We start from the raw sequence: 13588 nt of genomic DNA on the forward strand, positions 1-13588 counted from the left end.
TTATAAAAACTTGTGATTAAAGTCTTGTTTTACAACAGCAAGGATTTGACAATCACAAATGTGATTATTAGAATCAAAACAAATCAAAAGTAATCATCAAGTTGTCACAACGACAAATAGAGTGATAAATATGAACGAAGTGCAAAGACACAACGGCATCCTGTCGTTACTAGAAGAAATGCAGACGATTAATGTCTCTCATATTATTGATAATTTTAGTGTTTCACCGGCGACAGCTAGACGTGATATCGCAAAATTAGATGAGCTAGGTAGACTTCGAAAAGTACGAAATGGCGCCGAAAGAATAGAAAACCAAAAGAGAAAGTGGTCACCGCTCAATATCAACAGTACTGAGTTTTATGAAGAGAAAGCTCAAATAGCGCATGCCGCGGCCGAGCTTTGTCAGGCGGGTGACACTGTAGTCATAAACTGTGGTTCCACCGCTTTCCTTTTGGGTCAACAACTGTGTGGAGAAGACGTTCAGATCGTAACGAACTATTTCCCACTAGCCAGCTACTTGATCAACGAAGATCATGACGACGTGATCATCATTGGTGGCCAATACAACAAGGCACAAAACATCTTTTTAAACCCAGCACCAAACTCATTGGGTGGATATGCCGGGAACTGGATGTTTACGTCAGGTAAAGGGTTAACTGATGCAGGTCTCTATAAAGCCGACATGCTAACCGCGGTTGCCGAGCAACAGATGTTAGAACAAGTCGACAAGTTAGTCGTTGTGGTAGACAGCTCTAAAGTTGGACAAAGGACCGGAATGCTGTTTTGCGATGCTAAACAAATTGACATCGTAATCACCGGTAAAGATGCCAACCCAGACGTGGTTAAAAAGATTGAAGCTCAAGGGACGCAAGTCATCTTAGTGTAAATCTTATGGGCTAACCCGCCCTCAAATAATAATAAATTTCAGCTCAGTGCCTTAGTCCAAATTAAGGCGCTCGGCTCCCTACATCCAAAATTAATCAAATTATTGAAATAAAAGGTATTATCATGAGCAATGTAAACGAAATCACTCGCGAGTCTTGGATCCTAAATACATTCCCTGAGTGGGGCACATGGTTAAATGAAGAGATTGAACAAACTGTAGTTGAACCAGGCACGTTCTCTATGTGGTGGCTTGGCTGTACAGGTATCTGGTTAAAATCAGAAGAAGGTGCAAACCTATCAATGGACTTCTGGTGTGGTACTGGTAAGAAGACACAAGCGGTTCAAAAAATGAAAAACCAACACCAAATGATGCGTATGGGTGGTGTTGAAGCGCTTCAACCAAACCTACGTACTGCTATCTTCCCGCTAGACCCATTTGCGATTAAAGAAATTGATGCGGTAATGGCATCACATGACCATGGCGACCACATCGATATCAACGTTGCAGCAGCAGTTCTACAAAACTGTGGCGATCACGTGAAATTCATTGGTCCTAAAGCGTGTGTTGATTTATGGATGAAATGGGGTGTGCCAGAAGATCGTTGTGTTATCGCTAAAGTTGGTGACGAGATTCGCATCAAAGACGTAAACATCAAGGTTCTAGACGCATTCGACCGTACAGCGCTTGTCACTCTTCCAGAAGGTACATCTTCTATCGATAAAGACATTCTGGATGGCATGGATGATCGCGCAGTGAACTACTTGGTAGAAACAACTGGCGGCTCTGTTTACCACTCTGGTGATTCTCACTACTCGAACTACTACGCGAAGCACGGTAACGACCACAAAATCGATGTAGCATTGCTTTCTTACGGTGAAAACCCACGTGGCGTGACTGATAAAATGACGTCTTCAGATATTCTTCGTGCTGCTGAATCTCTAAACTGTGAAGTGGTGGTTCCATTCCACCATGACATCTGGGCTAACTTCCAAAACGACCCACGTGAAATCGAAATGCTATGGAACATGAAGAAAGAGCGTCTTCAATACGGCTTCGCTCCTTTCTTCTGGCAAGTGGGTGGTAAGTACACTTACCCAACAGACAAAGGTCGTATGCACTACCAGCACTTCCGCGGCTTTGCTGACATCTTCAAGAATGATCCAGAACTGCCTTACCGCGCATTCCTATAACCATTAACCTTACTCAATAAGGGAGCACTTTGCTCCCTTTTTTAATATTCAAATAAGGAAGTTGGTATGTTGTTACGTGAATTCAAAGAGCACTTTGGCCGCGGAGACTTGAAAGCTGCGATCGGAGTGGTTTCCCCAGGAACCAATGGCTATTATCTACTCGTAAAAAGCCATAAATGGGGAGTAAACAGTTTTCTTGAGTCTGATAGAAAGATGCAACCAAGAGTGTTTAAGAGTCAGCAAGCCTTACTAAATGCAGCCAAGGCCATTGGCTTCCCTTATCAAGAGATTGATATTCAACATTTATAATCAGTGCGTTAATCTCTCATGCAAGCTGAGAAGTAATACTTACCCGATAAACAGCTAAAACATTCAGGTGACGAATAGCCTAAAGGAATAAGCATTTATTAATCCACTCGATAAAAATAATTCTTACAATTAAGCGTGTTTATTCGTTAATAATATTGTTACTCAACGGCATAATAGTCACGAATCCATTCAATGAGTTAGGTTATGTTCTGCAAGCGCCTTTTGGCATTGGTTTTACCCATTTCTGTTATCTTTTCTACGCACGCTGAAACCTTCGGTGAGCGAATAGAGCGCATCGAGCAAGAAAACGCACTAGCGAAAACAATGAGCGAAACACAAGCTGAGTTAATACAGAAAGTCGTTCAAACTAACCACTGCGCTAAAGTAGCATTGGTTCATCACCAACGGATTCTAGGTCAATACAAAAAACCAACCTCTTCTTCAGAACTATTCGTTAAATGGCGAGAGCAAGGCAAGCGACTAGACAGCAAATATGAAACGAATTACCCGGGATATCCCAAGCACGTATTTCAAGAATACCCAGCCGCTTCAAGCAAGGTTGATGGTTACCTATTTGCCTTAATTGACAATGGCTTGAATGAAAAGTCATGGCTAGCCAAAGAGTTCAAACAGTGTAAAAACAACAAGCTGATTTCAAGGGCCTAATTCAATCTTGGAAAAGAGTGGGCTTCCAAAATAGAAGCCCGACAAACAACTGAAAGCACCTCGAGTTTCACGCTAATAAAGTAGAAACAACCCTTCATACCCGCCAATTTCTATCTGATTAACATATTCACCAATATTGCCATCTGCATCGACTGGCTTCATCGGAACATCCAATGTAATCGTCAGTTTCTCTATCTCATAAAAGCTTGCGCTCTTACCGTGGAAGTCAGTGCGATACAGCACTCGCCCATGATCAAACTCTCTCGCTAACACCATATCTTCAGGTCCACCAGCGACCACTTGCTCTTCAGATTGGTAGATAAAATAGGTAAATGTCGGCAATACGTGTGTCATTCCGTCGGGTAAGTCTTGGTGTACCATTTCGTTCATCGATGTATCACCGACTATGGTGTAATCAGCCGGCACAGGCGTACTTGTCGAGAGCATTAGAGGGATCGCGTCAAAGCTTTGTGGAATGTGGTTCGCTGGCTCACCTAACTCAATAGCTAACAGCGAGCTTGGCTGATACGCCAAATTCTTAGGTATACCACTCCGCCAAAAGTTATCTGATGTGGTATTGCCACTGCCATATACATAGCCGTTATTCCATTGGTTAAAATAGCTATAGTGAGGGTGGCGACTCAAATGGTAAATCGCTAAAGCAGAGTACTGATCTTGCTTCCAGTTTTGTTCACTATTCCCGTAATGATGAACTCGTCCATAGCGCGTAGTTGCCTGAAAAATAACGCCCTGCTCAGCATAAGCGAGTGCAGAGTTATCCCAATGTTTTGATATTCCTGAGTAGCCACTAAAACCGGTAGAAGGGAAAATATAATGCTCTCTGAGGTATAGAGACCCGGCTTCTCGTAAGTGAGATTGACCATTTCTTCCTAGCAAATTTGCCGTTCCTATATTCAATCCAATCAACGCAGCACTATCCAACAATGATAGATTTTTCAGGAACTCTGAAAATTGCAATTTATAGATTGTATCCGCTTCACTTGAGCCAGCGACCGCACCAAGCTCCTGGACATGCCCACCAGAGTAAACAAAGAATTGATTAGAGCCGATCAGCTTATTGGTATCATCGTTGTAAGCACCATTGAGACCTTGTTCGCCCCAACTTTGTTGGTAATAGCCCTGTATTGCCGATAGGTAGTCCAAACTATCCATATTCGTTAACGCCCAAGAGGAATTTGCACTCCACATTCGACCAAATGGAATGACTCTCGATTCCCAGCGAAAGCGAGCGGTAGCATTTTTGTTTGTGCGCTTGCGGTACTCGCTTTGTGACAAGTAGTTATCACCATTGAGGTCTGCAGCGACATCAAAACCACGGATCTTTCGCCATTGGCTGATAAGACTTCCATCTGGCGTGACTATTGGTGCATCGGTCAGTTTCACCGTCGGAAAACTGTTTTTCAGCGTCACGTCTTTCAAACGCGGGCGGTCTTGTGGGTTATCCCCCTGCCAACGAACCCTAACAACATAAAAGCGCCCGCCATCTCTTACAAAGGTTGAACCAAAATACTGCCCACCACCATAGCTTGCACCACTGCCATCGTGTGTCGATGCTCTCACCCAATCACTTGGTGGGTTCCAAATCACAAACTGGTTTTTGGTCATATTGAGGGTTCTATCTTTCTTGATCTCTAGTGTTTGCCACTGCGATACCAACCCATGAGAATCAACGGCTGCTGGGTATTCAATCCAAAACTCGCCACCTGCAGCAAACTGAGAAAACTTGAAGGTTAAACGATCAAACGGCTCAGCATGGTAGATATAAAGCGCTCCACCGCTTTCGAAACTCTCAAATACATCCGCATCCCACGGTGGTTGTTGGTAAAGCCAAAAACCCGCATGGTCTTCACTGGCTGTGTACCCGACAATTACGGGTTTTCGGTTTAAAAGCGTGTTTTCACCGTGCGTTTTATCAACTTCAGCAATGACCGTATCTTCCGAGAAATGAAGGAAATAGTCTTCGAAATTAATGCCATCCAACTCGGCTTGATTACGCAGATCGTTCTCCAACCAACCAGAATTCACCGCCATCGCTTGGTTATACATATAACCAATTGTTGTAGCGTGCTGGTTGTCAGTGATGTCTGAATAAGCGCCGAATACAATGTCGCTGTTAGCGATCTCCCAATCGATAACATCATCCGCAGATAAAGGAGAGCCGTCGAGAGCAGTGCCGGGCTCATGTTGCCCAGGTAATACTACCGCTGTACCAACGGCAAATGAGTGACTAGCAACCAAGTATGATGGTATGAGCGCTAGTACCCAGAGAATGTAGGTTTTCATTATCAAAAGTTCCTAATCGATACTGTCGTAACTCATATAACGAGACGAAAAGTCAGCCAACTTACGTGTCAATTTAGGAATCAAAATAAGAAAAAGTATTGGTTAGATATAAGTATTGATCAAGGCTGATCCGCCTGAAAGCCAGTTACCTGCCAGCAGCCCATATAAATAGATATTCAAACTCAGCGCGTTACAGGGAAAGCTCAAAACTTATAATCTTAATTTTTCTCGTAAGGGAAGTTTCACAGATAGTGAAAATTGAGGGGGCAATTATTCTCAAAATGAGAATTTTGGATAGAAAGAGATTGTGGTGTTTCCAAAGCAACACCACAAAACTGCGTCACCGTTGATCGAGTATCAAGGTATTCTGATGGGAGAACTACAGCCTTAAATTCCACTTGCCTTGGTGGTCACGGCCGCAATTTTCTTGTGTATCGAAGCTTAGGTGCTTATCAATGCTCTTCAGCTTAATCCCAACCTGATTGAATGCGCTTTGAATAACGGAAGCCACCTGCTGTTGACCACCAACCTCTAAGAAATTCGTTCTATCTTGATTGCTATCGAATACACAGACGATTTTCAAACTTTGCGGAAATGAAGAGAAGTTGACCGAGTGAGTCACCCACAAAAAACCATCGAAGCCTTTTAGCGTGTCTTCACAAACGTCAGTTAGCACATCTCTGATTTGATTTTCGATCTTCTTATCTGATTTACGCATGAAGCAGGCATCCTATTTAACACCTTAAAAAATAAGGTTTTTAAGTCAATATTGTCTTAACCGATATTGGACACTGTGGCTGTTTCAAATGCAAAGTATTTATTGAGGATAATGGGCGAGAGGGATTAGAGAAACACCTCATGCTTGATAGCTTACGAAGCTACCAAGTATGAGGCGTGTACAGGGTTTGACAAAGAAACTAGCTCGCCGCTTGTTCCCAATCAGTCAGTAACTTCATGATTACGCGAGAGTCTTGATGAGTCGCCATAGGTGCTGCAAGCTGTGTGTCACCTTGCTCAACCGCTTTTCGGATATTGCGCACTTGATAATGGAAGCCGTCACCTTGCGCTTCGACTTTTACTTCACGTTTCGATGTTTCATAGATCTCAACCGTGAATGTATTCTCTTCAGTCGGTAACCATGGGTTGGTGTCGAGAGTGATGCAACCTTTGCTGCCTAAAATCGTAAAGCCATGCTTTAAGCCGTGGTCTTCTGCAGTATGGATTTGCGCAGTGAAGTGGTCATTGAATCGCATCATTGCTGACGACTCGCAGATATTTCCATCTTGACTACGTCGGCCAATGGCTGAGATCTGCAGATCATCAAACACACTCTCACCAAACTGGTGTTGCGCGACAGAGTGAATCAGCGACATTGGGTAACAACCCAAGTTGTATAGCGCACCTTTACTCGCAGGGTTCACAAACTGGTCAATCGCCGCAACGTATGAGCCTTGAATTGAGCGTACTTCACCAATCTCACCAGTCGCCAGTTCTTGATGAAGCTTGGCAATCAATGGATGGTTTAAGTACATCAATCCTTCTGCGAAAAATACGCCCGCTTCTTCTATGGCTTGTAAAGCTTGTTCGGTTTTTTCCATATCAACCGATAACGATTTTTCACACAGAATCGCTTTGCCTTTTTGAGCGGCTTTAATCACGTATTCGTGGTGGACGTGGTTAGGTAGCGCGATATAGATAATGTCGACCGACTCATCTTCAATCAAGGCTTCATAGCTGTTGAAGGTTCGTGTTGGTTGGTACTGCGCTGCAAACTCATTGAGTGTTTTCTCTGTGCGTCCTGCAACGGCATACAGTTCACTTAGAGTATCGCCTTTAATCGCATCCGCCATAACGCCTGAGATAAAGCTGGTTCCTAGGATTCCCCATTTCATGCTTAGATATCCTTCTTGTGAGTTTCAAAGGCTTGTACTAATTCAGTTATATCACGCTCGATAAATGCTTGCGTATGAGGCATTCCAAAGTGCTGATTGATCGCTTCGCGGTTAACGTATTGTTCCAGCAAGATCACACGATCGCTTTGGTTTTCGTCATAGGTTGCTATTGCTTGTAGGCAGCCCGATTCGCTCCGCATATCTAGGCAAAACTGTTCGATGGCTTCAACCGCAGCCTCACGTTCAATATTGGTTTTAATCTTAAGTTCGGCAGTAACAAAGATGGTTTCGTTCGTTTGAGGCATTTCACGCTCTTATTTTAGTTAATTATCGATTTGCCATTAATATAATTAACCCCTAATAATTGATAAACTCACCTTTTGTTTATTATTTATCAACCAAGAGTGTTTAATGGATAAGTTAACCAGCATGAAAGTCTTCGTTTACGTAGTGGAACAGGGCAGCTTTCGCAGCGCCGCCAACCACTTCAACCTGTCGGCGACCATGATCAGTAAACATGTCCATCATCTTGAATCGAGCCTCAACTCTCAACTGATTCATCGCACCACACGCAAGCAGTCTTTAACCGATTCAGGGCAGCTCTACTATCGAGAATGTAAACGAATTCTGGAAGACATCAGCAATGCTGAAAATCTAATTCAAACCTTAGAAAACCAGCCTCAAGGCACGGTCAAAATAAACTGCCCAGTGACCTATGGGAACAAGGTGCTTGCCCCGATAGTGGCGAAGTTCCTTGCCAATAATCCGACGATTAATGTCGAGCTCGTACTGAACAACGATCTTGTTGATCCCTACTCTTCGGATATTGATTTAATTGTGCGAATTGGTGACCTGTCTGACTCCAGTTTAGTCGCCAGATATTTAGGGGATTACGAGATGTGTTACTGCGCAGCTCCTGCATACCTAAACCAACATGCAGAGATTCGTGTATTAGAAGATCTCGCGCGACACCCATCACTTGGATTCAGTTATAGCAGTCGTCGTGATGTGAGTGGTCGAGATGCACAAACGCGGAGTACGCAAAACAATGAAGCGCAACTCCTAGCCTCTCAGAACCACCAAGCAACGCATAGCGCGGTGAATAAAGGGCAAGTGCGTTTGATGTCGAATAATGGGGATGTGTTGCGATATGCAGCCCTACAAGGCGTGGGCGTGTTGTTACAGCCGACTATCTTAGTCTCAGAAGAGATTGAGCGTGGTGCTCTGTTGGAAATCCTACCCGGCATGGCGCCGTTACCCAAGCCGATTCACTTGCTCTACAAAACCAAGCAACTGTCGTTGAAGAACAGAACCTTTGTCGAGTTTTTATTAGCCGAGCTTGCTGAATAACGAGATGGTTTATGTAACTAGGGCTTTTAAGCAGCGATAAACGTTAAACCATTTGCCAATGACTCATCAAGCGCTTGCCAAGGTCGGAAGGCGTGGTGTTATGGACGACCACCTCATCACATTGGTTAAACACCATGAAGTGCTTTAGTTCTTCGCATAAAGCGTGAATCAATGACTCATGAGTTTTAACTCTGTCTTCAACAACTAAGTTGCGAATGTTGAGTAAACGGGTCTTCCTGTCAACCTTACAATCCATTCGCGCCACCAGCTTACCTTGCCACAGAATCGGTAAACTAAAGTAACCAAACTGGCGCTTGGCTTCAGGAACATAACACTCAAGAAGGTAATCAAAGTTAAACAGTGATTGCATTCGCTTACGTTGAATCAACAGATTATCGAACGGAGACAATATCTTTAACTTAGTTCGAGAAAGAGACTGATTCAGAAGCTCAAACGCATTAGGCAACACATAATAGTCAGAGCCTTGAACATCCACCTTCACGACTTGTTTGTCTTCAAGCATCTGCTGGAGTGTTTTCTGAATCAGTGGTTTGGTGTTCTTAAGGAGATAGCTCATCTCAGATGCGATTCCCACACCGTTCGCTTCTAAATAACGCGTGATCAGATGCTCGATGTACTCTTGTTCTGTCGGCTCAGAGGTATCAATTCCGCTCGGTAGAACTCGCTCGGTTAGGTCATACACCTTATGAAAATTAACTCGGCTTGGCACCATTAAATCGCCTTGCATGAACAAGGTTTCTAAAGCTTGCTTAGCCGGTTTACCGCCCCAACCTCCGGGGTTTGGTCGATCCCCTTCAAAGTCTTTCGCCATCAATGGCCCTTCGTTCTCAATGCGTTTGAGGACATGTGCCATGAGTGCGTCGTCTTTTTTATACCAATGCTTAAGCTTACCGCTCGCAAACCCATTCTTTCGATGCAGGCTGAAGCGGTAGTCTCGCATAGGTAAATACGCGGCGGCGTGCGACCAATACTCAAACACTTCTCGACGCTCTAACAGCTTATCCAGATGATTCAGTTGGTAGTCTTGATTGCGATTCCAAAGCGTGTGGTGGTGAGCTCGCTGAATCACAGAGATGGTATCAATTTGCACATAGCCAAGGTTTTCAATCGCTGACAGCGTGTTCGCCAAAGCACCGCCATTACGTTGCTTTTTGGGCGGTAGCTTCTTAGGTGGCAATTTTTGCGAAAGCAATACCATTTTTTGTGCTTGTGCGAGTGAAAGTGATTCCATGAAATTCAGACTCTAATTAATACCAATGATCGGCTTATGATTCGGCCATAAGCTCTTGAAGGATTTGCTTATACGTTTCGACCGTCTGTGCGCCAGTGACTGCACTTTTGCGGTTGAATACCACAGTAGGAACAGCTGAGATGCCCATGCGTTGCCATTCAAACTCTTGCGCTTCTATTTGCTTTAAGTTGTCGATGTTCTTTAGGCGTTTCAGTGCCTTCGTTGAATCCAAACCAACCGCTTCAAGTTCTTGTGCAATCACTTCAAGATCAGACAGATCTTTTTTCTCTGAAAAGTGCGCAGTAAAGAAGCGTAGCTTTAACTCAGTCTGTTTACCGTGCGCGAGAGCAAAATCAAGCAGCACATGTAGGTGACGTGAATTCACCATTCTCATGCTGTCATAGAAATTGAAATCAAACCCAACCGCTTTGCCACGAGCTGCCAGTTGCTCACGTGAACGTTGGCTCTCTTCCGCACTAGAGCCGTATTTTCTCATGATATGCTCACGCAGGTTTTCACCCTCTTGTGGCATATCTGGATTCAGCTCAAACGGCTGCCATTCAAGTTCAATTTGTTGTTCTAAGCCAAGTTCTGATAAGGCTTGCTCTAGGTTTTTGTAGCCGACAACGCACCAAGGGCACATTACGTCAGAAATAATATCGAGTTGAAGTTTCTTGCTCATCGTCATTCCAAATATCGTTGCTAGGGCGTATCCAATTCGAAATGGATACCCATATTTCTGATCAGACTACAATAAACTGAACACTCGTTCAAATTTAACTCAATGCACCAGTAGCGAACAAAAAAGCCGACTCATGTTAGTGAGTCGGCTTTGATAAAAATCTAAAAAGGATTTCGAACGTTATGCGAGAAGTTTCTCTAACACTTGGAATACGCCTGCATCAACATTACTTGGCGCACCAAAACGAGCAATCTCTTTCAGTTTTGGATGTGCATTTTCCATCGCATATGAGTGGTAGCTCTCTTTAAGCATCTCGTAATCATTTAGGTAGTCACCAAAGCTCATGGTCTGTTCGTAAGTGAAACCTAATGTGTTTTGTAGATGCTTAATTGCCGCCCCTTTTGAAGCCTCAGCATTCATCACATCCAACCAAATTTTCGCGCTTACAACCACTTGGTAATTTTCACCAAACTTAGCGTTGATGCTTGGGTTTACTTTCTCTTGCGAGCCGTCAAAGTGGCAAATAGCAACCTTGATAAACTTGTCTTCAACCGCCAAAAGGTCTTCTACTTGCTCGCGGCGATGGTAGTACTTAGAGATCTCCGCTAGAGCACGTTCGTCTTTGGTTTCGATGTATGCTGACTTTTTACCACACAGCACCACATGGGCACCTTCGATAGCACGCGCTTCTTTGATGATGTCTTTGATGGCATCAGTATCAAGCAAGCAGCTGTATAGCTCTTGGCCTTTGTGCATCACCAATGTGCCGTTTTCAGCAACAAACATCATACGATCTTTAATAGGAGCAAAGGTTTCCATCAAGCTGTAATACTGGCGACCCGATGCCGCAGCAAAAATAATGTCTTGAGCTTCTAGTCGCTCATAGAGGTTAAAGAATTCAGGGTCTAACTTTCCGTGTTCATTAAGTAGAGTGCCGTCCATATCAGCAGCGATAAATTTGATGTTCTGTTGTGGCATTTCAGAGCTTACCTATAAGTAATACCAATCGTAGTAAATAACTGTTCATCGTAGCTGGTTAAAATACTCGATAACTGCGTTAGAATTTTTGATTGTAGAATAACTACTTACCAAAAAATTCCGCCTTGTTCTCAAGTCTTTTTCCTGCGCTATTTCTGATCATTTACTTACTGTGATTGGTATAAAAATTAAATAGTAGATTATGATTTTTCGTTATCTTGGGTAACGGTTCTGCGTTCGATTATATCGCTATAGTAGCCAGTGAATGCAATGCTTTTCGGTGAGTTTCTTTGCTTAAATCTTAGATATTGCTTATGTACCATAAGGTTTAAAATCGATAGCAAATCGGGTATCAAGCTACGTCAATACGACAAGCTGCGTCGGCCCATTTAAGGCAACTTTTAAAATTCGCATTGACCGACAAAAGAAATAGGCTTACTATTAATCGTCTTTTAACGATTAGAATTAAGTGAGCTACCTAAGTATGACTGCAACATGCCAAGCAACAGAAAGCTGTTCTCTACCTCTTCCGCCGAGTAATGCTGAAGCAGAAAAAGAAATGGCAGTGTTAGCAAAAGCACTCGCGCATCCAGCGAGAATTCGCATACTTAGTATCTTGTCTGCATTGGAAAAGTCGGGCGGCTGCTTAAACAGTGATCTGGTAAGTGAATTGGGTTTAGCTCAATCAACGGTATCAGAACACTTAAGAATATTGAAAAGCTCTGGTTTTATCACTGCTGAGTCTATCCCGCCGAAGATGTGTTACCGCATCGACCGCGACAATATTCAACGCTTCGAATCGGTATTTAACAGCATTCTAAAATAGAAGTTCACGCTTGAGGGATCGGCTTTGATAGCCTTTACTTTTAAGCGTGTTTTTTTGCCACAATCAATCGTTTTTCGACGATTTACGATATCAAAAAAGAGAGATTACCATGAAACCAAAGTTAGGTTTTCTAGATCGCTACTTAACACTATGGATCTTCATCGCCATGGGCCTTGGTGTACTGCTAGGTACCCTATTCCCACAGATCGAACAGTGGAACGATTCAATGTCTGTTGGCACCACCAACATTCCACTCGCGATTGGCCTTATCTTAATGATGTACCCACCTTTGGCTAAGGTTAACTACAGTCTATTGGGCACTGTGGTAAAAGATAAGAAAGCCATCAAGCTCTCTTTGATTATGAACTGGTTGGTTGGCCCTATCCTAATGTTCGTATTAGCGCTTACATTCTTGGGTGACCACCCTGGTTACATGGTCGGCGTGATTCTAATTGGTCTTGCACGTTGTGTGGCAATGGTTCTAGTTTGGAACGACATCGGTGGCGGTAACAAAGAATACGGTGCCGCATTGGTTGCTCTGAATAGTGCGTTCCAAGTGGTTAGCTACAGCTTTATGGCGTGGTTGTTCATCAGCGTTCTTCCTCCAGTATTCGGTTACGAAGGCATGCTGGTTGATATCTCAATGATCGATATTGCACACAGCGTACTTATCTACCTAGGTATCCCATTCTTAGCAGGTTTCTTAAGCCGTAAGATCCTTGTGTCGATGAAAGGTGAGCAATGGTACACCGACGTGTTCATTCCGCGCATTTCTCCAATGACACTGATTGCTCTACTGGCAACGATCGTTCTGATGTTCAGCCTAAAAGGCGAGATGATTGTTGAGTTGCCAATGGACGTATTGTTGATTGCTGTTCCACTGACAATCTACTTCACTGCGATGTTCTTCATCAGTTTCTTCATTGGTAAGAAGATGGGCATTGAATACGACAAGAACGCATCAATTGCATTTACAGCAACAGGTAACAACTTTGAATTAGCGATTGCCGTAGCAATCTCTGTATTCGGTATCAACTCAGATCAAGCGTTTGCAGGCGTTATCGGTCCACTGATTGAAGTACCTGTACTGATTTACCTAGTGAACGTGGCACTTAAGATGAAAGACAAGTACTACAACGGTCTAACAGTGAAATCTGCGAACTAAAAAAATCGCGTATCGCTTAAAACAGAAAGGCTCACAAAGTAATTTGTGAGCCTTTTCTCTATCCAGATTAATCCAATTTAAGTCTCAT

General features: G+C 43.4%; 14 protein-coding genes. 7 read left to right on the forward strand and 7 right to left on the reverse strand.

Annotated features, from left to right (window positions below):
• Positions 1–130 precede the first annotated feature (130 nt).
• The 4 genes from ulaR (at position 131) to F0228_RS20035 (ending at position 3051) form a co-directional block, all read left to right on the forward strand.
• Entirely contained in the window at positions 131–886 is a 756-nt protein-coding gene (gene ulaR, locus F0228_RS20020; protein WP_061032088.1) for an HTH-type transcriptional regulator UlaR, read from the forward strand.
• Positions 887–1008: 122 nt separating this feature from the next.
• A complete protein-coding gene (gene ulaG / locus F0228_RS20025; protein ID WP_008215922.1) occupies positions 1009–2076 on the forward strand; it encodes an L-ascorbate 6-phosphate lactonase in 1068 nt (355 codons plus the stop codon).
• A gap of 66 nt (positions 2077–2142) precedes the next feature.
• Positions 2143–2385 carry a hypothetical protein gene (locus tag F0228_RS20030; RefSeq protein ID WP_061032087.1) on the forward strand — a complete coding sequence of 81 codons (243 nt, stop codon included), beginning with the start codon at positions 2143–2145 and terminating at the stop codon, positions 2383–2385.
• Positions 2386–2589: 204 nt separating this feature from the next.
• Positions 2590–3051: a hypothetical protein gene (locus tag F0228_RS20035; RefSeq protein WP_061032086.1), complete on the forward strand. Its 462-nt coding sequence runs from the start codon at positions 2590–2592 to the stop codon at positions 3049–3051.
• A gap of 72 nt (positions 3052–3123) precedes the next feature.
• Here the strand turns inward: F0228_RS20035 and F0228_RS20040 are convergent, their stop codons facing one another.
• The 4 genes from F0228_RS20040 to F0228_RS20055 form a co-directional block, all read right to left on the reverse strand.
• Positions 3124–5355: a hypothetical protein gene (locus F0228_RS20040; protein WP_171762705.1), complete on the reverse strand. Its 2232-nt coding sequence runs from the start codon at positions 5353–5355 to the stop codon at positions 3124–3126.
• 379 nt (positions 5356–5734) lie between these two features.
• Positions 5735–6073: a Fis family transcriptional regulator gene (locus F0228_RS20045; RefSeq protein ID WP_171762706.1), complete on the reverse strand. Its 339-nt coding sequence runs from the start codon at positions 6071–6073 to the stop codon at positions 5735–5737.
• A gap of 199 nt (positions 6074–6272) precedes the next feature.
• Positions 6273–7247, reverse strand: coding sequence for a Gfo/Idh/MocA family oxidoreductase (locus tag F0228_RS20050; protein ID WP_105058500.1), 975 nt, complete (start codon positions 7245–7247; stop codon positions 6273–6275).
• A 2-nt stretch (positions 7248–7249) separates the two neighbouring features.
• Positions 7250–7552 (reverse strand): antibiotic biosynthesis monooxygenase, encoded by a 303-nt coding sequence (locus F0228_RS20055; RefSeq protein WP_061032082.1) that lies wholly within the window; start codon positions 7550–7552, stop codon positions 7250–7252.
• Between the two features lie 106 nt (positions 7553–7658).
• Between F0228_RS20055 and F0228_RS20060 the strand changes: the two genes are divergently transcribed.
• Entirely contained in the window at positions 7659–8597 is a 939-nt protein-coding gene (locus F0228_RS20060; RefSeq protein WP_061032081.1) for a LysR substrate-binding domain-containing protein, read from the forward strand.
• A 43-nt stretch (positions 8598–8640) separates the two neighbouring features.
• Here the strand turns inward: F0228_RS20060 and F0228_RS20065 are convergent, their stop codons facing one another.
• From F0228_RS20065 to F0228_RS20075, 3 genes are all read right to left on the reverse strand, one after another.
• The gene (locus F0228_RS20065) at positions 8641–9849 is read right to left on the reverse strand and encodes a crosslink repair DNA glycosylase YcaQ family protein (protein ID WP_061032080.1); all 1209 of its coding nucleotides are present in this window, start codon (positions 9847–9849) and stop codon (positions 8641–8643) included.
• Between the two features lie 34 nt (positions 9850–9883).
• Entirely contained in the window at positions 9884–10531 is a 648-nt protein-coding gene (locus F0228_RS20070) for a DsbA family oxidoreductase (RefSeq protein WP_105058502.1), read from the reverse strand.
• A gap of 180 nt (positions 10532–10711) precedes the next feature.
• Positions 10712–11509 carry a Cof-type HAD-IIB family hydrolase gene (locus tag F0228_RS20075; RefSeq protein ID WP_171731304.1) on the reverse strand — a complete coding sequence of 266 codons (798 nt, stop codon included), beginning with the start codon at positions 11507–11509 and terminating at the stop codon, positions 10712–10714.
• Between the two features lie 484 nt (positions 11510–11993).
• On the opposite strand from F0228_RS20075, the gene F0228_RS20080 reads away from it, so the two are divergent.
• Both F0228_RS20080 and arsB read left to right on the forward strand, forming a co-directional pair.
• The gene (locus tag F0228_RS20080; RefSeq protein ID WP_061032078.1) at positions 11994–12335 is read left to right on the forward strand and encodes a metalloregulator ArsR/SmtB family transcription factor; all 342 of its coding nucleotides are present in this window, start codon (positions 11994–11996) and stop codon (positions 12333–12335) included.
• 109 nt (positions 12336–12444) lie between these two features.
• Positions 12445–13500 (forward strand): ACR3 family arsenite efflux transporter, encoded by a 1056-nt coding sequence (gene arsB, locus F0228_RS20085; RefSeq protein WP_105058504.1) that lies wholly within the window; start codon positions 12445–12447, stop codon positions 13498–13500.
• Positions 13501–13588: the final 88 nt, after the last annotated feature.

Origin of the sequence: Vibrio sp. 99K-1 (genome assembly GCF_013114585.1) — a bacterium.
Taxonomy (GTDB): Bacteria; Pseudomonadota; Gammaproteobacteria; order Enterobacterales; family Vibrionaceae; genus Vibrio; species Vibrio chagasii_B.

What these genes read in the sequence shown, in the direction of transcription:
- ulaR (WP_061032088.1), top strand. Translation starts at nt 131, where the DNA reads ATGAACGAAGTGCAAAGACACAACGGCATCCTGTCGTTACTAGAAGAA.
- ulaG (WP_008215922.1), top strand. Translation starts at nt 1,009, where the DNA reads ATGAGCAATGTAAACGAAATCACTCGCGAGTCTTGGATCCTAAATACA.
- F0228_RS20030 (WP_061032087.1), top strand. Translation starts at nt 2,143, where the DNA reads ATGTTGTTACGTGAATTCAAAGAGCACTTTGGCCGCGGAGACTTGAAA.
- F0228_RS20035 (WP_061032086.1), top strand. Translation starts at nt 2,590, where the DNA reads ATGTTCTGCAAGCGCCTTTTGGCATTGGTTTTACCCATTTCTGTTATC.
- F0228_RS20040 (WP_171762705.1), bottom strand. Translation starts at nt 5,355, where the DNA reads ATGAAAACCTACATTCTCTGGGTACTAGCGCTCATACCATCATACTTG.
- F0228_RS20045 (WP_171762706.1), bottom strand. Translation starts at nt 6,073, where the DNA reads ATGCGTAAATCAGATAAGAAGATCGAAAATCAAATCAGAGATGTGCTA.
- F0228_RS20050 (WP_105058500.1), bottom strand. Translation starts at nt 7,247, where the DNA reads ATGAAATGGGGAATCCTAGGAACCAGCTTTATCTCAGGCGTTATGGCG.
- F0228_RS20055 (WP_061032082.1), bottom strand. Translation starts at nt 7,552, where the DNA reads ATGCCTCAAACGAACGAAACCATCTTTGTTACTGCCGAACTTAAGATT.
- F0228_RS20060 (WP_061032081.1), top strand. Translation starts at nt 7,659, where the DNA reads ATGGATAAGTTAACCAGCATGAAAGTCTTCGTTTACGTAGTGGAACAG.
- F0228_RS20065 (WP_061032080.1), bottom strand. Translation starts at nt 9,849, where the DNA reads ATGGAATCACTTTCACTCGCACAAGCACAAAAAATGGTATTGCTTTCG.
- F0228_RS20070 (WP_105058502.1), bottom strand. Translation starts at nt 10,531, where the DNA reads ATGAGCAAGAAACTTCAACTCGATATTATTTCTGACGTAATGTGCCCT.
- F0228_RS20075 (WP_171731304.1), bottom strand. Translation starts at nt 11,509, where the DNA reads ATGCCACAACAGAACATCAAATTTATCGCTGCTGATATGGACGGCACT.
- F0228_RS20080 (WP_061032078.1), top strand. Translation starts at nt 11,994, where the DNA reads ATGACTGCAACATGCCAAGCAACAGAAAGCTGTTCTCTACCTCTTCCG.
- arsB (WP_105058504.1), top strand. Translation starts at nt 12,445, where the DNA reads ATGAAACCAAAGTTAGGTTTTCTAGATCGCTACTTAACACTATGGATC.